We start from the raw sequence: 16,016 nt of genomic DNA on the forward strand, positions 1-16,016 counted from the left end.
ATGTATTCAGGATGTGTGTTCAGGAAGGCTCAACCATGTCAAAAAAACTACCTCGCAAAGAAAGGCGATTTAGGGCGATTCGTCAGCTTGAAGATGTAGAAATTAGGGTGCAGGAACCATGTGCGGTTTCTTGGGGAACGATGGTAGGCAACCGCTCGGTTAGAAAGTGCCCGATTTGTCAGCTTAATGTTTATGACTTCGCTGGGATGGCTCCGGATGAAATCTTAGCTCTAATCAATCAGCACGAAGGCAAACTCTGCGCTCAGTTCTATGCACGAGCAGATGGTACGATGACTGTAAAACCTTGCAACGAGACCAGAGAGGAGCATCGCGTTATCCGAGGTAGAGTAAGCGTTTTTGATACTGCGGAATAGCGTAGCTATGTTCTAAAAACTCAACCCTTAACCTGAAAACTGACAGCAAGATTTTGATAGTGCAACAAGAATTAGATAGCTGAGCCTAGTTGAATTCCCTATGCTGAAAGGGTGATTCACTAGGAGGATGGCATGGCTCATTTACTGCATATTGATTCGAGTCCGCGAGATGAACGATCGCAATCACGCCGATTCACCAGAGAATTTGTTGAGTCCTGGAAACAGTCCCATCCAGCAGATACCATCACCTATCGAGATGTTGGCCGCAACCCAGTTCCTCATATCACTGAATCTTGGATTGCGGCAGCTTATACCCCTCCAGCCCAACGTACTCTCGATCTTCAAGATGCTATTCACATCAGCGATCAGCTAGTAGACGAATTGTTGGCTGCCGATATCTATGTGATCGGTGTTCCCATGTATAACTACAGCATTCCCAGTATGCTGAAAGCCTATATCGATCAAATTGTCCGCATTGGGCGCACCTTTGAATTTGACCCAGAGAATGCTGAAAATCCCTACAAACCGCTAGTGTTGGGTAAGAAAATGTTTATCATCACAGCACGCGGAGCATCCGGATATGCAATAGGTGAGCGATACGGAGCGTTGAATTATCAAGATCCCTATCTGAGAACAGTTTTTGGCTTCATTGGCATCACCGATATTACCTTTGTGCCCATCGAAAACGATGAATCGGGCGGTACAGGTTTGGCAGAATCGATTGCTAATGCTCGCACCCAAATTGCTCAACTCGTAGGCAGGTAAGTGTCTATGTTTACCTTAAAGCTATTCACAGCACTAGGTTGTGGACTAGTGGCCGGAGTCTTCTTTGCCTTCTCCACGTTTATCATGAGTGCGCTAGCTCGACTTCAGCCAAGAGACGGCATTGTCGCCATGCAGTCGATCAATATCACGGCGATTAATCCATTGTTCATGGTGGCGCTGTTTGGTACGGGGGCGGCTTGCCTTGGGTGGGTAATCGCCTCGCTGTTCAACTGGCAACAACCTAATGCAGTCTACTTGCTAGCTGGTAGTCTGCTCTATCTCGTTGGTACAATTGTGGTGACGATCGCCTTCAATGTGCCGCTGAATAACGCGCTAGCCACCGTTAAACCCGACAGCCCTGAAGCAGCAAACCTGTGGACCAAGTACTTGACCAACTGGACGCTTTGGAACCATGTTCGCACAATAACCGCAGTGGCAGCCGCTACATTGCTGACGATTGCCTTAGAGTAAACCCAGTGCTTTGAAACAGCGACGAGTAATGTCTAGCCGTTTGGCAGCATCATCAGCACTTGGCATCGTAATGTTCGTGGCAAAGAAATACGTATTGTTGTTTTGCTCCAAATAGCCCACAAACCAGCCGAATCGCCTGGGATCCGAGTCGCGGGTATCGAGAGCCCCCACAAAATCAAAAAAGAACTTATGTGAAGTTTGTTCACTGTCACTAAATTCTTGCATTTCGCTCCCAGAAAACGCCATCCGAAAATCCCTGAATAGTTTTGTCATCTTCGGCGATCTTAAGACGCTTTGCCGCAAGAAGACAATATTCTTCGTCAGATTCGATCGCAACGCATCTCCGGCCGAGCTTTTTCGCCACGACCGCAGAAGTTCCGCTTCCTGCAAAAGGGTCAAGTATAAGATCGTTCTCATTAGTACTTGCAACAATGATCTTTGCAAGAAGTTTTTCCGGCTTTTGCGTCGGATGGTCGGTATTCTCAGGCATCGACCAAAACGGCACGGTAATGTCCGTCCAGATATTCGACGGATGCGTGTCACGGAATTTTCCGTCAGGCGTCTCGTCCCAATCTTTCGGTTTTCCATTCTCCCGGTAAGGTGCGATCACACGCCGACGTTGTTTCACCGCATCTAGGTTGAATATGTATTCGTCCGAGACCGAGAAGAACCAGATATCTTCGGCGGCGTTCTTCCAGTTAGTCTTTGCTCCCCTACCCTTTTCGCGTTCCCAGGTGATGCGATTTCGAAGTTTGAAATACCGAGAACCGACGCGTTGTATCGCAGCCGAGCTTCGCCAATCGCCGCAGATATAAACGCTGGCCGTAGGCTTGAGCAAAGGAACGCAAAGTGAGATCCACGAATCCAGCCATTGCTCATATTCCTCGGCCGAACGTTCGCTAAATGCCTCCTTACCGAAACGCTTTGTCAAGTTGTAAGGAGGATCTGCGAAGAGCAGGTCAAATTGGCGTTCCGGCAGGTTATTCAAAACCGTAAACGCATCACCGCGGATAAAGGCCGCTTCTGACGAATTGCGCAATGCGCTTGAGGCTATGTGGCTGGCGAGTTCTTCACGCTCCTCAGCCGATACCACCAGGGTCCGGTTGCGTCCGGCCCGCCTCTTTGGCGGAAAAGCTTGTGACATTTCACTCATTCCAGAGAAACATATCATATGAGACACTGCCGGTCGCGCCTTTGCGTTGTCGGAAAGGTGTCCTTGACCCTTAAAATGGCGCGTGATAGTCTTTTATGTTTTGGACATCGGGTGCGTTTTGCCCTGTAATTTTAATAGTTTCATTTAATAAAATATGTCGTTTCTGGCGTTTGCCGGGATACAGCTTTTTCCGGACGGAACTTTGTTCATACACATTGCCCTGATCCTCTTTATGATCTGGGCGCTCAATCGCACATTCTTCAAGCCCATCAATGCTGTTCTTGAGAAGCGCTCCAAGCAAAAGGCCGGACGCGGAGGCGAAGCTGACGAAATTCTTCGCGATGTTGCCGAGAAGCAAAAGCGCTACGAAGAACAGATGCTTGCCGCCCGAACGGAAAGCTACGAGATCATTGAAACAGAACGCAGGGCTGCGGTTGACCTTCGCCAGACGACAATAGCGAATGCCCGATCTGAAGCCGCGTCCTTCGTCGAAGCTGAAAAAGCAGCTCTCCGCGATGCGGTTGCGGAGGCCAAGGTCGAGATCGCTCTTGAAGCTGAGAAAATGGCAGACCAGATCAGCTCAACCATTCTGAAAGGTTAAGATGTTAGCATTCATAAACAGCCTTTTTTATCTAATCTTTGCGGCCAGTCCCGGCGGTTCAAAGGGCGGTTTCTCCCAGTTTTGGGAAACGTATATGAACTATCCGGGTTTTGAGGTCTGGAAGTTCGTAAACCTATTCATCTTCGTTGCAGCGCTGACCTATATCCTCAAGAAGCCGCTTTCAAGCACTTTTAAGGCAAAACGTGAAGAGATCCGTGCCGAGCTGATAAAGGCCGAAGAAGCCAAGAAAGCTGCTCTTGCAAAACTAACGGAGATCGAGGCAAAACTCGCCGGTGCAGATGCCGAAAAAGCCGCGATCCTGCGCGAAGCTCGTGCCGAGATCGAACAGGAAAAGGCTCGCCTGGTCGCCCAGGCAGAGGAAGAAGCCAGAAAGCTTAAGGCTCAGGCAGAGGGTGAGGCCGTGCGCATCGGGCAGGTCGCCAAGCTGCAGCTTCGACGTTTTGCTGTTGAAGAAAGCATTCGCCGAGCGGATGAGAAATTGCGTTCCAAGGTTAACGGAGAAGTAGATTCGATGCTGATCGGCTCCGGGATCAAGGCGATCGGAGGAATGAACTAAGATGAGCACAGAAACGATCGCACGCAGATATGCCTCAGCTTTGGCGGATGTTGTGGTCAAGACCGGCGAATCGGACACTGTTAGAAATGAGATCGGCACGCTGAAGGAACTTTTCACATCGAATCAAGACCTGCAAAATGCTTTCTCAAATCCTGCGATAGCCCATTCCCGAAAAGAGGGATTGTTGGAAGGTTTGATCGACAAGGCGAAGCCGACCAAGACGACATCTAACTTTCTAAGGGTCTTGCTCCAAAATGGGCGACTTACGGACCTTCCGGCCATCAATGAGAAGTTTGGCTCGGTCCTGGAAGAACGCAGCGGACTGCTGCAGGCGTATGTTACATCGGCTCACGAGCTTAGCGAGGAGCAAAAGAAGGAGCTAAAGGCGAATCTTGACCGCCTGACCGGACGCACCGTTAATTTGAATTTTAAGATCGATCCTGAATTGATCGGCGGCGTTGTTACTCGCATCGGATCAACGGTTTATGACAGCTCAGTAAGAACAAAGCTGGAGAATTTGAAAGAAGAACTAATGCAAAAATAGTGTTTGCGGCGTATAAGGCAAAGTCGGTTCCCGCCTCTGCCAATGAAGCGCTGAAAAACGATAAAGATATGGAAGCAATCAAAGCGAACGAGATCAACGAACTCATTCGGGCCCAGATCGAGAACAACTTTGTCTATCTAACCGGCCTAAAGCAGAAATCTGCCACATTTGTGATGACCAAGGATGGAAATACGGTTACTGAGTATCTTTTTCTGCCCGTGAGGAATCCGGTTACAGAGACATGGGATGGAAAGATGTATTCCGTTGAGGAAGCAAAGCAGATCTCGGGTTTAAGAACGATCATTCCGCTTCCTGAAAGAACACAATTCCGCGCTGCAATGAAGGAAGGCAAGGAATTCATCAGCAGCAATGATGAGAATGTTCGCATCATTGCTCCAAAGAAAGTTTATATGCTTCTCCCAAACGGTCCGCAGGACACGAACGGCGCCAGAGAATTCTCTCTAGAAACCGAACTCAAAGATGTGTATTTTAGTGTGCCGGTCGTAAACGCCCGGCCGATATTTGCCCAACTGCGTTTGATCAAATCCCCTTATGAACTGAAGATACTGCAGCACTCTGTGGATATCTCGACCGAGGCTCATATGCGGTCACAGGCAATGGCTCACACTGCGAAGTGGGAATACGAGGTTCAGGCGGAGGTTGAATATACTTTTCGCCGACGTGGCGCCGACTATTGGGGTTATCCGTCTATAGTCGGCTGCGGACCGAACGCTACAACACTCCATTATCAGATACCGGCGGACCGGGTGCGTTCCGGAGATCTTTTACTGATGGACGTTGGTGCCGAGTACCAACATTACACAGCAGATATAACCCGGACATTCCCCGTGAACGGCAAGTTCTCAAAAGAACAAGCGGAGATCTATCAGATCGTCTATGATGCGCAGGAAGCGGTTGCAAAGATGACGAAACCGGGGGTTCGATTTTCCGCACTTCAACAGGAAGCGGCACGTGTTATCGAGGATGGATTATTCAAATTAGGATTGATCACTGCAAAAGACGGTGCGCAGTACCGCACATGGTATATGCATGGCCTTGGACACTGGGTCGGTATGAATGTTCACGATGTAGGAGATTACGGAACACCGCTTGCTCCCGGAATGGTCTTTACAAACGAACCCGGCATCTATATTCGCCCCGACACGCTTGAATGGATAGCCTCAAATCCGGAAAACAAGGAATTCATTGAGAAAGTCCGGCCCGTGTTTGAAAAGTACAAAGGCATCGGTGTTCGGATCGAGGATATGATGCTTGTTACTTCAGATGGCGTCGAATGGATGTCAAAGGCATTGCCGCGGTCGATCCCTGAGATCGAAAATTTCATCTCGCGGGCCAGAGGATCTGGTCGTTAATGTCATCATTCAGGCAATAAGTTTCTTTCTTGAATGCTTCCGATCGTAATTGTAAATCCCAAGTCGGCAGGTGGCTCGACCCGCGATAAATGGGCAGGTGTCGCCGCTGATCTGCGTGCTCATTTTGGTCCTTTCAAAGCTGCATTCACGAAATGCCCGGGTGATGGAATAGGCCTTGCCAAGCGATACGCCCGCGACGGGGCGAAAATGATAATTGCCTGCGGGGGCGATGGAACCATTAATGAGGTAGTTAATGGGATAATGCTTTCCGGTGCGGATTGTGAACTTGGCATATTCCCCTCCGGGACCGGTGGTGACTTTCGCCGGACGATCGGTATGCCGACTACACCGCGCGATGTCGCTCGATCGCTCCGCGATGGGGAAACACGCCGGATCGACCTTGGTTCAGTCAAATTCAAAAACGAGCTAGGAGATGATGCCCAAAGATATTTCATCAACGAATCATCTATTGGACTTGCAGCGGCGATCATCGGACGGGTAAAAGGTTCAACTTCCCTTTCTTGGCTGCCGTTGGATACGGTTCGCGGACGGGCTAGTTTCGCGTTGTCAACACTTCAGGAAGTAGTCGGGCTGGGGCCATTCGCACTTCGTGTACAAATAGACGGCAGTCCCAAATCGGGCTTGCGCTCGGTCAATCTGTGTATCGCGAATGCACGTTTTTTTGGTGGGGGAATGATGATAGCGCCGGATGCAAAGCTTGCCGATGGGCTGCTTGACGTCGTCAATGTCGGCGATATAAATACAGCGAAGATCATTCTCAACGCCTATTCACTCTATACAGGAACGCATTTGGAATTGCCAGAGGTGAAGAGCAAACTTGTCCGAACGATCAGCGTCGGCGCAGAAGATCCGAACGAAGAAATACCTATTTCCGTGGATGGCGAGCTTCCGGGGTTCCTTCCCGCCGAGTACTCCGTTGTACCTGCGGCGATCCGGCTCCGCGTGCCGAGCGTTACCTAGGATAAACGGGGTGCAAAACTCCCTTTTCGTAATACCAATAATCGTCTATCATATATCTGGCTGCGTCCTGCGAGCCTATCCGTTCAAGTCCGCCTAACTTATTGTAAAGTTAAGTGTTTTCACGAATCATCTCCATCGCAAAAAACACGTTTCGCGAAGCCGTTCGCGACCGAGTGCTGTATAACCTGGTTATCTTCGTGCTGCTGCTCGTCGGTTGCGCCATATTGCTCGGCGACCTTACAGACGGACACGAGGTCAGAACGATCATTAACATAGGTCTCAATGCCATGCTTTTCTTTGGCGTCTTCATCGCTATCTTTGTCGGTGTTGGGCTAGTTTCCAAAGAAATAGAAAAGCGAACTGTATTCTCGATATTTGCAAAAACTGTGGGTAGGGGAGAATTCATCATAGGCAAGTATCTCGGCCTTTGCTTAACGCTGCTTGTAAATGTTGTGATAATGGGTATCGGCGTCTCATTGGCACTTCTTTATGTCGGCGGAGGTAATTTTGCGGCAACCATCTGGGGCAGTATAGCTCTGATCTTTCTTGAGCTAACGATCATCACCGCGGTCGCCATCGTTTTCTCATCGTTCTCCTCACCAGCACTTTCCGCCTTACTGACCTTTTGCGTGTTCGTTATAGGTGTTTGAGATATTCCTATGGTTATACTGACTGATTTCCTTAGATGTTTTTTAAGAGTATTCATCGTAGTCATAGGGTGGGCACTTCCTCGGCAAAGGACGCTTGTTTATCAAAGATCAAGGGACCATGCTCGGATCCCCAAACCGGCTGATGGGTGGTGACATCAAAGCCCCGGTCTAAACTCGTCCAGGTGGTGGCGGTGACTTCTACCTCGCTGACCAGATAGGTCGAGCAGCCCTGCTTGGTAGTCAGGCAACGATTGCCCGGTTCCACCGCGCCGCGAAATGAGTGGCCTTGCCGTTGAAACACCATCGCACAATGCTGACGTCGGGTGATCTGATCGGGGCGAATCGTGTGGAGGATACTAAGTTCGCGGGCGGCCCCAGCATAGCGCAGGGCATCGGTGATCGCATAATTTTCGATATAAATCTGGTCGCCTTGATCCAGGAGTCGATGGACGCCTTGGCGATAGGGCCGCCACCAATCATAGTCATACACCTGTTCCGAATAGAGGCCAATGGTGCCAAAGAACTCGATGGGCAAAGGCCGAAAAAACACATGAATATGAGCAAATTGCTGGGGTTGGGCTTGGGCCTGGTGAAAATTGCTAAAATGGCCGGCCATCCACTGCGCCAAGGTGAGCAAATCAGAGGAAGGGGTGAAGGGGGATGAGGTGGCTGAAGAGAAGGACATGAGCGTGACTGAGATTGGACAAAGAAGGGAGCCGCAAGCGTCGAGGAGTTGGTGTCTAGGTGGAGGATGGCTGCCGAATTTCGGAGGCAAAGGAGGCCGTGACCACGCCTGTGCCAGCGCTGGTTTTGATCAGGGAGACGCGGCAGCGGAGATGGGGATTCACGAACCAGATTTTTTCTTCAGCGGCGGCGCGGTCATAGGGGGTGGTGAGGACAAAGGTGCCATCCTCACTCAGATAGTACTGGCCGATAGCGGCGATGGTTTCGGCGTAACCCTGGTTGCGCAAGAGTTTGCCGTGATTAGGGTGAGAGGGGTCGGGAATCGGCACCAAGACACAACGGCCCTGCACCTCGCTCTCATCCCAATCCGATTGCCCCTGCCAACTCATGCGAAAGGGCGACACCGCGGTGGCCGGATTGATCCCATACTGGTGACATAAGGTGATCACCGCCGGATCCTCGCAGGTCAGGGCGACAATTTCAATGTCGGACATAATTGCTTCAAAATGGCCAAAAGCCAGATGATGGGCACTGCGCTGCGACCGCCATCGACCCACTGAATTTGCGACAAACGCTGTAATATCCATCCCCTCATTCACACCTGAATTCACAACTGGCTGCCCCTTGGTGCCGCCCGACCCCAATCGCGACCTCCCCCTATCAGCCTGGTCCACCGGATGAACCAACCGGTGCGACCCCGACTGCAGGCTTCGACGCCTGACTGCCTTCAAGCCCCAGTCTCCAAATTGTAAAGCCTGCTGGCCCCCCGGCACCAGCCCACCTCAATTCAGATGGCGGCCCAAAGTCTCCCCTGCGGGAGGGGGCAGACGGAATCGGCCTCTTTATAGTGAGGATAACGGGTGTTCTTGGATGCGGCCTTCTCTAAACAAAACGTAATCATTATGACAGACGGTGAGGATGAGATCCGCAGAATGGAGGAAAGTCAAGGTTGGTCAGTTAGAGACCAGGAGGAGCGAATGGCGGAGATACCGAGCGGTGGGCAGATGCTGTGGAAGCGGGAGGGCGAGGAGCGGGTGTTGCACTTACGCCACAACGACTCGGAGCCGTGGCGGCCCTACGAAGAATTTCCGCAGTATGCGTTGCCGGATCCCGACGGGTTTTCCAAAGGGATTGCGACGTTTCTGGCGCTGTTGAAAAAGGATTGGATCGCGGTGCCATCCTAGTTGCCGCAGTGGCTACTCGCTCAAACTGGCGCGGGTGGTTTTGAGCGTCAGTGGGTGAATCGCATCGAGTTGGGCGGGCGGATGACTCAGCAGGCGCTGGCGCATCGCGGCGCTAAGACCTTGCACGAGCGTAAAATCGGCCCCGGCAATGCTCTCGAACTGCTCGAATTCGACCTCGCTGAAATCGGCAGCCCGCAGATCCACGCCCGCGAGGTTAGCGCCATTCAGACGCGCCTGCCGCAAATAGGCCCCCGTCAGCGTCGCTCCGCGCAAATCGGCCTGTACGAGTCGCGCGCCCTGGAGGTTGGCTCCGGTCAGGTCTGCGCCACCCAGGTAAGCGCCCAACAACTGGGCATTTTGCAAATCGGCCTCGCGCAGGTTGGCCGTATTGAGCGGCGCGCCATTGAGCTGAGCACCCGGGCCAATCGCTCCGGCAGAGCGGTAAGCAAAGCCGTCAGGGAACTGGGTATGCCGGTCATAGTAGGCTCCCTGCAGGCGGGCCTCACTTAAGTTGGCGCCGCGCAGATCGCTACCCCTGAGGTCAACGCGATACAGACAGGCGCCGTGCAGATTGGCGTCCTGCAGCCGTGCCCCCCGTAAGTCCGCCCCGCGCAGATCGGCGCCGCGCAGATCGGCTCGACTGAGGTTGGTGTGACGCAGATCGGCCCGAATCAGAATCGCCTGCGATAGGTGAGCCGCCTCTAGGGCAAGCCCGCTAAGATTGATGTGGTATAAATCGGCGTGGTCTAGCTCCACCTTAGCCTGGACGGCCTGTAGCACCGTGTCTGGAGAGGTTGGCATTGGGCAGGGTTTCCTGGACAATCACAGCATCCAGCCTCAGAGGTATTGTACCGCCTTGCGTTCCCCCGATTGATCCGCATGACGCCAGAACGGTATGCTCGGACAAGCGAGATGCAGCCTAGCGCGACGTGAGGGAGAGGGGAATGGTAGTGGCTCCGATGACGATGATGGACTTTTTTCGCAACAAACACTTCACTCTGCCGGAACTATATTTGACCCGTCTTAGTTCTTTTAGACCTCTCGTTTGGCACCGATACGTCCTTAACCAAAGTTAAAACCGGGGCGAGTCAACCATCCTTTCCGTCTTCAAAGATCCTTCAATCGCTTTCTTAATTCTTCCCGTCCACGGGAGATCCGCGATTTTACGGTTCCGATATTCACCTCGAGCATTGAAGCGATCTCTTCATAACCCAGACCGTGAATATCGCAAAGCACTACAACTTCTCTAAATATTGTTGGCAATTCTGCCAACTCTGCTAAAACGGCATCCTCTCTTTCCCGCCGAATGAATGTCTCTTCAGGGCCCGGGCTGTCGGACCCGATCTTTTCTGATAGCGGGACAGTGCCGTCAAATTCAGCATTGTCTAAAGATACGGAACGGTCTCTATGCCGACGTTTCCACCACCGAAACTGATTTCTGGCGTGGTTCATTGCTATGCGAAACATCCAGGTCTTTAGGCCAGAGTCTCCGCGAAACCCCTTGATCGCCTTGACCGCGCTCAGGAAAGTCTCCTGCGTCAGATCGGCTGCATCATCCGGGTCTCGGACAAGCCGCCGCAGTAGCGCGTAGATCTCATTCGAGTACCGATTGACCAAGATGTCGAACGCATCCGGATCTCCGTTCTTCAATCTTTCAACGAAACTATTTTCCGCTTCATCCAGGACAGACGCATTACTTGCCGCCGCCGCGGCCTCAACTAACCTCTCATCATCGAAGGCAATTGATTTTGTGCTCTGCATCGTGCCTCTTTTATCCTAACACGAAGCGAAAACGCCATTTAACGCATCGGCCGACCGCACCGACCACTTAATTAGACACCACTTCGTGTGCTTTGTTCCCAGTCAAATGCAAAATATTTGTCCTTATTTATCCGACGGGTTTTAGTCAACCGCTGGTTGCCCGAAGGCCGAATTTACGCTAAATTCAATATTTTGCATCAACCCGTGTCCTCCGATTATATAACGATTTCGAGCTCGGGAATTGCATTTTTACTATAAAAATGGCACGAAAAAAGCGCAGTACAATGCCCGTCGCAGTTCCGCAGACGTAGTCGGAGCCTAAGCCGCGGTATCAAGACCCATTTCAAGAAAAGGTTGGAACCCAGTTGGAAAAGGCGGGGAAGATCTTCGAGGGGCAGGGCCGAAATATACTTTACGGTATTGGGGCCCTTGCCGTTCTTGGCATTCTGATATGGCTGATCCTGCTTTGGAACAACAGTTCGAACCAAAAGGCACAAGCCGCATTGGGCCGGGCAATGGAAATTCAGCAGGCGCAGATCATGGAATCACCGCCGGCGGGTTCTACGGAGAAAACGTTCAAGACGGAAGCTGATCGGGCCCAGGCAGCGATCGCCGAGTTTGAGAAGGTTGCCGCGGAATATGGTGGCAGTGTTGGTGAAAAGGCCAAATATTTCATAGCGATCAATCGTTTGACACTCGATCGAGCGGCCGGTACCGCAGAGCTTGAAGCTCTTTCCGGCTCCGGCGGAGAAGTGGGCAGCCTGTCAAAATTCGCTTTGGCTCAGGTGCTTGCCGATGACGGCAAACTAGACCAGGCGGCTGCACTTTATGCCGAATTATCTGCTTCATCTGACCCCATAATCTCAAAAGAGACAATAAACTGGGAACTTGCGCAGCTTTATGAGAAACAGGGCAAAAAGGCAGAGGCTATTGATGTTCTGTTTGAGCTCGTCAAGACCGCGAGCGAGGCAAAAGACCTTGACGGTAAATCCGTGCCGCTGACAGCTACGGCTCAAAAAGCCAAGGACAAACTTACGCAACTTGATCCCGAGCGTACTAAGCAGCTTCCGGAGATAAAGCCGGATCTGGGCTCGTTGCCTTTTTAGGCCGAAATAAATCAATTCGATGGGCGGAAGGCAAGAATTTTATTGCTTTTCCGCCTTTTGTTATTCTAGGTTAACGAAAATGGTCAGCAAGTCGGATCTTATAAGAGGAAGCGGGAAGCTCGGCAATAAAGTAGCGATCCGTGTTTCACCACACGCATATCTCGGCGTCTCATTTTTATTGTTGTTCATTTCCGGATTTCTTTTTTACATTGAGCAGGAAGTGTACGCTATTGCTGCTGCAGTTCTTGCCCTGATAGTCTCGCCGGTTCTTGCGTTCTTTGACAGGATCGTTTTCGATGGCCTCAGGCTTTATCGGAGCGGGCCGGTAATGAAGGTAATAAGTTGGCTTTTTAACTACTCCGAGCGGCTTCGGATAAACCACATCGAACAGGTCGATACTCAGGCCATAAGAGCGTTTAGACGCAGCGGTCGTGTTATCTATGCTTTTCGTACGACTGTTAGGGGCCGCGGTATCACTATGACATTTGCGTCCGGAGGCAGCAAATACCTCGAAATGGTCCAGGCATTGTTCCCAAGGCTTCCGGATGATGTGCTCGATGTCCGATCTTTGGAACTCAGGGATTTTTACATCGATCATCGTGAGGCAAGCCGCAACGCGCAGCGCTCCAGCATACCCTCACCTGAGGTATTAGAAAGCATGCGTAACCAATTTCGTTCGGGACGCGGCTTGTTAAGACCCACAGATACGCACGAAACGTTCCTTTCCGAAGATAAAGCCGAAGGGCTTCGGATACTCGGAAATCAATTGCGCTATAGCGGTTCGCTGCTCCAGGCAGCAGAGGCATTTCGGCGTGCTCTTCAATTGAACCCTACTGACGCTTGGCTGCTTTTTGACTTTGCACGTTGCCTTTACTCTTTTGGCCGTTCTGAACGCGACGAGCGCATCACGCGGCGTGGGGTCGCATTGATGCGGCTTGCCGAGAAACGCGCCGGTGAGGACGCCGAATTACTTTCCCTGTATCTCAAGCCCAAGAGCCAAGGCAGCCCGCGCACCCAATTCCACGACGCCCCGATTAAGCACAGGCAAGGCTCCCGGCAATCCCAGACAAACCGGACACGTATTCGAGTTCGGCTCGCTGCCAAACTCGACCCGGCAACCGCAAAAGATCTTTGTTTCCGTAGCAAGTTGAGTATGGATCTCCATACCTATAACCGCTTCCCAACCTTCTTTCATGATCTGTTCAGTGAAGATTCCAGCTGCTGTTCGACAAATGAATTCAAGCTTTGCCCGCTTGCCTTTGCCTTTGCGTAAAGGCGACTATGAAGTTGTGGGGAAAGCCGAAGCACGAAGTTCCCCGAGAACGGCCGATCCGGATCTTCCTTACGTTTTCTGCAGAGCTCCAGATATTCTTCGACGGTTGCCTTCATCTCACGCTTAAGTTCGGCGACCGATCTACCTTGGAAAGTGAGCACATCGCGGGTATTCACAACCTCGCCGAAAAAGAGTTGGGAGTCTTCATCATACCTAACGATCGCCTCGTAATTCTTATATCTCATCGTTACTTTCCGCTTTCACTCACTGGTTGTAAGAAAAATACGCCGCAATGCTCTGGCCGATCCAGCGCAAAGGTATTCTTCCCCTACTGGCCTATGCAATATCCCGCGGACATCTTTTAGCGCGATCCTTACACGATCGTTCTTTGAGCTGACGGCTGCTCCGGCCGCTTTCAAAAGGCCGATCGCGTCGGGCCACGTCATATTAAGCCCCGACGGGTCCTCAAGCAATCGCTCAAACTGCGCCAGCTTTTTCTTATTCATTCAATGAATAGTATTATTTTTTGATACCAACGGAAGATCACGGCTACCTTGGCCCCTGGAGTCTTGACAGACGGGGACGGTAAGGTGATGGCCAGACCGTACTCGGCCTGCCGCCCGGCTCCCAAATGACCATTCCCCCAGCACTACGCCAATATATGGGCTGTCGGTCGCCGGCCCAATGCTGTCGCCTATAGCGTCCACGGTAACCATTCCCGTACATGTAGCTGACTGAATATCCGCCATCACGCAATATTAAAGATTGAACGGGCCCTTGCTCGGTTCGCATATTCGCCATCGCGGCAATCTCGGCCTCGCGCATCTCGCGCTCGACCCTTTCACGACGAAGCCTCTCGCCGATCTCGATGGCCCTTGCGATGTCTGCTTGACGACGCTGTTCCAGCTCCTCCGGCGATGGCATTCCTAACCGCACGTGATTTTCCCGATACTCGCGTTCGGCCTGAAGACGCCGCTCCCTAAATCTCTCCAGATCGGCATTCGTTACGGTTTTACTCTGAGCCGGAACGGAGTTCACTCCGGCTACAATACATATAAAGCCGAAACCCAGAAGAAGTTTCATAACCCCACCTCGAGTTTCGGCTATTCTAACACAGTCAGTTACTTCAGCGAATCAATTCGCTCCTAGAAACTGAAATTTAGCCCGGCACGTGCATGTCTTCTCGGAGTTCGAAACCCGTTCTCGAAATATGCGTTATCGAAAAGGTTCTCGACGGTTCCGAATAGTCGCAGCCCGTATCGATCTTTTCCAACACGGAACGTATAGCCTCCGGTCAGGTCAGCACGCCTGTTTCCTTCAAATCGATAAAGATAGGTGATAAACGTGGAATTGCTGAAGATCGGCGCAAGATATGAAGACGAGACCAGGATGTCCATATTCACCCAAAAGCGATCGAATCTCTGCGTGAAATTCATAGTGAATTGATGGTCCGGGATTCCTAGCGTTCTGATAATTCCAGTACCCGCAACCTGTGGTCTTCGCTGATCGCTGTTCGTAAAGGTGTACGAGGCAAATATATCGGTCGAACCTGATGGCTTCGCATCAACGCTAAATTCACCTCCGCGTGCAATACCGCCCTTTGTATTCAGATAGCCTGAAAAGCGGTTGTTAGGATCGGGCTGCGGGACACTTCCAAAGCCGATCACATCTCGGAGATGCGTATAAAAATACGTTGCGACGAAACGAGCCTTGTCATTGAACGCATATTGTTCTACTCCGGCATCAAACGCGATCGTTTTTTCCGGCTTCAATTCAGGATCGCCAAGCGCAACGAATCCGGGCGCCGGCCAAGTGGAGAAAAATGAGCCAAAGCGCTCGTAAAGCGACGGCACGCGATAGCCATTCCCCACGTGTGCCCTCAGCTTTGTCCCGCTTTGGTTGAAGAAATATGAGACTGCACCATCGAAGGTGTACGCAGGTCGGGGATCTGCTGCTGACGTGTTTGAAAACAACGCATTCGCAAGGCTGAATTCGGGCATTTTCAGGTCAAACCATTGTGCGCGTGCACCGCCGGCGAGCTGAAGTTTACCTCCATAAAGGCTGATCACGTCCTGTGCAAAGATCGTATTGCTGGATTGAAACGCGCGTGTCCAATTGTTCGTCGTCCCGCTTGGGGTGCTGTTCTCATTTACATATTTTTCGTGCTCAAATTCGTATCCGATCTTTATCGTGTGGGACTTCGGGGTGATCGCGGTGGTAAAATTAGCCGTCTGGATTGAGCCGTCGTTATGCGAGGTCGATGCAGATTGAAAACCTGAGCCAAGCGGACCGTTATCGTTTCGGCGACGTGTCTGCAGATTCGAATAATATCCCTGTATAGAAACCATCGAATTGAATGCGTGCGAAGCCGTGAAAACGCTGCTCAAGAACCGTGATCTTTGAAAAGCGTCGGGGTCGTTCGCGTCAGCAACGAAATTTATGCCTTCGCGTGCATCAATGATCGTCGCGTTCGTTGGCGGCATCGTTCCAAGAGTGTCGGGGTTAGAGTTCAATCGAAC

At 51.5% G+C, this 16,016-nt stretch carries 23 protein-coding genes; 11 read left to right on the forward strand and 12 right to left on the reverse strand.

What is annotated here, in order from left to right:
* Positions 1 to 35 precede the first annotated feature (35 nt).
* The 3 genes from JVX88_RS17525 to JVX88_RS17535 all read left to right on the forward strand — a co-directional run bounded on the left by JVX88_RS17525 (position 36) and on the right by JVX88_RS17535 (position 1,610).
* A complete protein-coding gene (locus JVX88_RS17525; protein ID WP_211619454.1) occupies positions 36 to 374 on the forward strand; it encodes a hypothetical protein in 339 nt (112 codons plus the stop codon).
* Positions 375 to 506: 132 nt separating this feature from the next.
* Positions 507 to 1,139, forward strand: a complete 633-nt coding sequence (locus tag JVX88_RS17530) for an FMN-dependent NADH-azoreductase (protein WP_211619455.1) — start codon at positions 507 to 509, stop codon at positions 1,137 to 1,139.
* A 6-nt stretch (positions 1,140 to 1,145) separates the two neighbouring features.
* Entirely contained in the window at positions 1,146 to 1,610 is a 465-nt protein-coding gene (locus tag JVX88_RS17535) for a DUF1772 domain-containing protein (RefSeq protein ID WP_211619456.1), read from the forward strand.
* Here JVX88_RS17535 and JVX88_RS43115 read toward each other — a convergent pair.
* The gene (locus tag JVX88_RS43115) at positions 1,602 to 1,835 is read right to left on the reverse strand and encodes a hypothetical protein (protein ID WP_211619457.1); all 234 of its coding nucleotides are present in this window, start codon (positions 1,833 to 1,835) and stop codon (positions 1,602 to 1,604) included. The genes JVX88_RS17535 and JVX88_RS43115 overlap by 9 nt on opposite strands.
* Entirely contained in the window at positions 1,822 to 2,754 is a 933-nt protein-coding gene (locus tag JVX88_RS17545; RefSeq protein WP_211619458.1) for a DNA-methyltransferase, read from the reverse strand. Before JVX88_RS17545 ends, JVX88_RS43115 begins: the two co-directional genes overlap by 14 nt.
* 163 nt (positions 2,755 to 2,917) lie before the next feature.
* Between JVX88_RS17545 and JVX88_RS17550 the strand changes: the two genes are divergently transcribed.
* The 6 genes from JVX88_RS17550 to JVX88_RS17575 all read left to right on the forward strand — a co-directional run bounded on the left by JVX88_RS17550 (position 2,918) and on the right by JVX88_RS17575 (position 7,489).
* Entirely contained in the window at positions 2,918 to 3,364 is a 447-nt protein-coding gene (locus tag JVX88_RS17550) for an ATP synthase F0 subunit B (protein WP_211619459.1), read from the forward strand.
* A 1-nt stretch (position 3,365) separates the two neighbouring features.
* Positions 3,366 to 3,941, forward strand: a complete 576-nt coding sequence (locus JVX88_RS17555) for an ATP synthase F0 subunit B (RefSeq protein ID WP_211619460.1) — start codon at positions 3,366 to 3,368, stop codon at positions 3,939 to 3,941.
* Position 3,942: 1 nt separating this feature from the next.
* The gene (gene atpH, locus JVX88_RS17560) at positions 3,943 to 4,485 is read left to right on the forward strand and encodes an ATP synthase F1 subunit delta (protein WP_211619461.1); all 543 of its coding nucleotides are present in this window, start codon (positions 3,943 to 3,945) and stop codon (positions 4,483 to 4,485) included.
* The gene (locus JVX88_RS17565; RefSeq protein ID WP_211619462.1) at positions 4,485 to 5,858 is read left to right on the forward strand and encodes an aminopeptidase P family protein; all 1,374 of its coding nucleotides are present in this window, start codon (positions 4,485 to 4,487) and stop codon (positions 5,856 to 5,858) included. The genes atpH and JVX88_RS17565 overlap by 1 nt, the downstream gene beginning before the upstream one ends.
* Positions 5,859 to 5,891: 33 nt before the next feature.
* Positions 5,892 to 6,839, forward strand: coding sequence for a diacylglycerol/lipid kinase family protein (locus JVX88_RS17570; RefSeq protein ID WP_211619463.1), 948 nt, complete (start codon positions 5,892 to 5,894; stop codon positions 6,837 to 6,839).
* Positions 6,840 to 6,952: 113 nt separating this feature from the next.
* Positions 6,953 to 7,489 (forward strand): ABC transporter permease, encoded by a 537-nt coding sequence (locus JVX88_RS17575; RefSeq protein WP_211619464.1) that lies wholly within the window; start codon positions 6,953 to 6,955, stop codon positions 7,487 to 7,489.
* Positions 7,490 to 7,550: 61 nt separating this feature from the next.
* Here the strand turns inward: JVX88_RS17575 and JVX88_RS17580 are convergent, their stop codons facing one another.
* Complete coding sequence (locus JVX88_RS17580; RefSeq protein ID WP_211619465.1) at positions 7,551 to 8,174, reverse strand: chromophore lyase CpcT/CpeT; 624 nt, start codon at positions 8,172 to 8,174, stop codon at positions 7,551 to 7,553.
* Positions 8,175 to 8,229: 55 nt separating this feature from the next.
* On the reverse strand, positions 8,230 to 8,946 hold the full coding sequence (locus tag JVX88_RS17585; protein ID WP_263975164.1) for a phycobiliprotein lyase: 717 nt from the start codon (positions 8,944 to 8,946) through the stop codon (positions 8,230 to 8,232).
* A gap of 129 nt (positions 8,947 to 9,075) precedes the next feature.
* On the opposite strand from JVX88_RS17585, the gene JVX88_RS17590 reads away from it, so the two are divergent.
* Entirely contained in the window at positions 9,076 to 9,357 is a 282-nt protein-coding gene (locus JVX88_RS17590) for a hypothetical protein (RefSeq protein WP_263975165.1), read from the forward strand.
* Between the two features lie 12 nt (positions 9,358 to 9,369).
* Here the strand turns inward: JVX88_RS17590 and JVX88_RS17595 are convergent, their stop codons facing one another.
* Together JVX88_RS17595 and JVX88_RS17600 are read right to left on the reverse strand one after the other, a co-directional pair.
* Positions 9,370 to 10,158, reverse strand: coding sequence for a pentapeptide repeat-containing protein (locus JVX88_RS17595; protein ID WP_211619466.1), 789 nt, complete (start codon positions 10,156 to 10,158; stop codon positions 9,370 to 9,372).
* 306 nt (positions 10,159 to 10,464) lie between these two features.
* A complete protein-coding gene (locus tag JVX88_RS17600) occupies positions 10,465 to 11,118 on the reverse strand; it encodes a sigma-70 family RNA polymerase sigma factor (protein ID WP_211619467.1) in 654 nt (217 codons plus the stop codon).
* Positions 11,119 to 11,483: 365 nt separating this feature from the next.
* Here JVX88_RS17600 and JVX88_RS17605 point away from each other — a divergent pair, with 365 nt between their 5' ends.
* Positions 11,484 to 12,224, forward strand: a complete 741-nt coding sequence (locus JVX88_RS17605; RefSeq protein ID WP_211619468.1) for a hypothetical protein — start codon at positions 11,484 to 11,486, stop codon at positions 12,222 to 12,224.
* 175 nt (positions 12,225 to 12,399) lie between these two features.
* On the opposite strand, the gene JVX88_RS17610 is transcribed toward JVX88_RS17605, so the two are convergent.
* The 6 genes from JVX88_RS17610 to JVX88_RS17635 form a co-directional block, all read right to left on the reverse strand.
* Positions 12,400 to 12,822 (reverse strand): hypothetical protein, encoded by a 423-nt coding sequence (locus tag JVX88_RS17610; RefSeq protein WP_211619469.1) that lies wholly within the window; start codon positions 12,820 to 12,822, stop codon positions 12,400 to 12,402.
* A gap of 369 nt (positions 12,823 to 13,191) precedes the next feature.
* Positions 13,192 to 13,419, reverse strand: a complete 228-nt coding sequence (locus JVX88_RS17615) for a hypothetical protein (RefSeq protein WP_211619470.1) — start codon at positions 13,417 to 13,419, stop codon at positions 13,192 to 13,194.
* Entirely contained in the window at positions 13,416 to 13,742 is a 327-nt protein-coding gene (locus JVX88_RS17620) for a type II toxin-antitoxin system HicB family antitoxin (protein WP_211619471.1), read from the reverse strand. The genes JVX88_RS17615 and JVX88_RS17620 overlap by 4 nt, the downstream gene beginning before the upstream one ends.
* A gap of 15 nt (positions 13,743 to 13,757) precedes the next feature.
* Complete coding sequence (locus JVX88_RS17625; RefSeq protein WP_211619472.1) at positions 13,758 to 14,003, reverse strand: hypothetical protein; 246 nt, start codon at positions 14,001 to 14,003, stop codon at positions 13,758 to 13,760.
* A 43-nt stretch (positions 14,004 to 14,046) separates the two neighbouring features.
* Positions 14,047 to 14,580 carry a hypothetical protein gene (locus tag JVX88_RS17630; RefSeq protein ID WP_211619473.1) on the reverse strand — a complete coding sequence of 178 codons (534 nt, stop codon included), beginning with the start codon at positions 14,578 to 14,580 and terminating at the stop codon, positions 14,047 to 14,049.
* Between the two features lie 62 nt (positions 14,581 to 14,642).
* Positions 14,643 to 15,980: a TonB-dependent receptor plug domain-containing protein gene (locus tag JVX88_RS17635; protein ID WP_211619474.1), complete on the reverse strand. Its 1,338-nt coding sequence runs from the start codon at positions 15,978 to 15,980 to the stop codon at positions 14,643 to 14,645.
* Positions 15,981 to 16,016: the final 36 nt, after the last annotated feature.

Source organism: Leptolyngbya sp. 7M, from assembly GCF_018128485.1.

What these genes read in the sequence shown, in the direction of transcription:
- JVX88_RS17555 (WP_211619460.1), top strand. Translation starts at nt 3,366, where the DNA reads ATGTTAGCATTCATAAACAGCCTTTTTTATCTAATCTTTGCGGCCAGT.
- JVX88_RS17625 (WP_211619472.1), bottom strand. Translation starts at nt 14,003, where the DNA reads ATGAATAAGAAAAAGCTGGCGCAGTTTGAGCGATTGCTTGAGGACCCG.
- JVX88_RS17530 (WP_211619455.1), top strand. Translation starts at nt 507, where the DNA reads ATGGCTCATTTACTGCATATTGATTCGAGTCCGCGAGATGAACGATCG.
- JVX88_RS17620 (WP_211619471.1), bottom strand. Translation starts at nt 13,742, where the DNA reads ATGAGATATAAGAATTACGAGGCGATCGTTAGGTATGATGAAGACTCC.
- JVX88_RS17580 (WP_211619465.1), bottom strand. Translation starts at nt 8,174, where the DNA reads ATGTCCTTCTCTTCAGCCACCTCATCCCCCTTCACCCCTTCCTCTGAT.
- JVX88_RS17570 (WP_211619463.1), top strand. Translation starts at nt 5,892, where the DNA reads ATGCTTCCGATCGTAATTGTAAATCCCAAGTCGGCAGGTGGCTCGACC.
- JVX88_RS17545 (WP_211619458.1), bottom strand. Translation starts at nt 2,754, where the DNA reads ATGTCACAAGCTTTTCCGCCAAAGAGGCGGGCCGGACGCAACCGGACC.
- JVX88_RS17535 (WP_211619456.1), top strand. Translation starts at nt 1,146, where the DNA reads ATGTTTACCTTAAAGCTATTCACAGCACTAGGTTGTGGACTAGTGGCC.
- atpH (WP_211619461.1), top strand. Translation starts at nt 3,943, where the DNA reads ATGAGCACAGAAACGATCGCACGCAGATATGCCTCAGCTTTGGCGGAT.
- JVX88_RS17550 (WP_211619459.1), top strand. Translation starts at nt 2,918, where the DNA reads ATGTCGTTTCTGGCGTTTGCCGGGATACAGCTTTTTCCGGACGGAACT.
- JVX88_RS17525 (WP_211619454.1), top strand. Translation starts at nt 36, where the DNA reads ATGTCAAAAAAACTACCTCGCAAAGAAAGGCGATTTAGGGCGATTCGT.
- JVX88_RS17595 (WP_211619466.1), bottom strand. Translation starts at nt 10,158, where the DNA reads ATGCCAACCTCTCCAGACACGGTGCTACAGGCCGTCCAGGCTAAGGTG.
- JVX88_RS17610 (WP_211619469.1), bottom strand. Translation starts at nt 12,822, where the DNA reads ATGATCGATGTAAAAATCCCTGAGTTCCAAAGATCGGACATCGAGCAC.
- JVX88_RS17600 (WP_211619467.1), bottom strand. Translation starts at nt 11,118, where the DNA reads ATGCAGAGCACAAAATCAATTGCCTTCGATGATGAGAGGTTAGTTGAG.
- JVX88_RS17615 (WP_211619470.1), bottom strand. Translation starts at nt 13,419, where the DNA reads ATGAAAGAAGGTTGGGAAGCGGTTATAGGTATGGAGATCCATACTCAA.
- JVX88_RS17590 (WP_263975165.1), top strand. Translation starts at nt 9,076, where the DNA reads ATGACAGACGGTGAGGATGAGATCCGCAGAATGGAGGAAAGTCAAGGT.
- JVX88_RS17635 (WP_211619474.1), bottom strand. Translation starts at nt 15,980, where the DNA reads ATGCCGCCAACGAACGCGACGATCATTGATGCACGCGAAGGCATAAAT.
- JVX88_RS17630 (WP_211619473.1), bottom strand. Translation starts at nt 14,580, where the DNA reads ATGAAACTTCTTCTGGGTTTCGGCTTTATATGTATTGTAGCCGGAGTG.
- JVX88_RS43115 (WP_211619457.1), bottom strand. Translation starts at nt 1,835, where the DNA reads ATGCAAGAATTTAGTGACAGTGAACAAACTTCACATAAGTTCTTTTTT.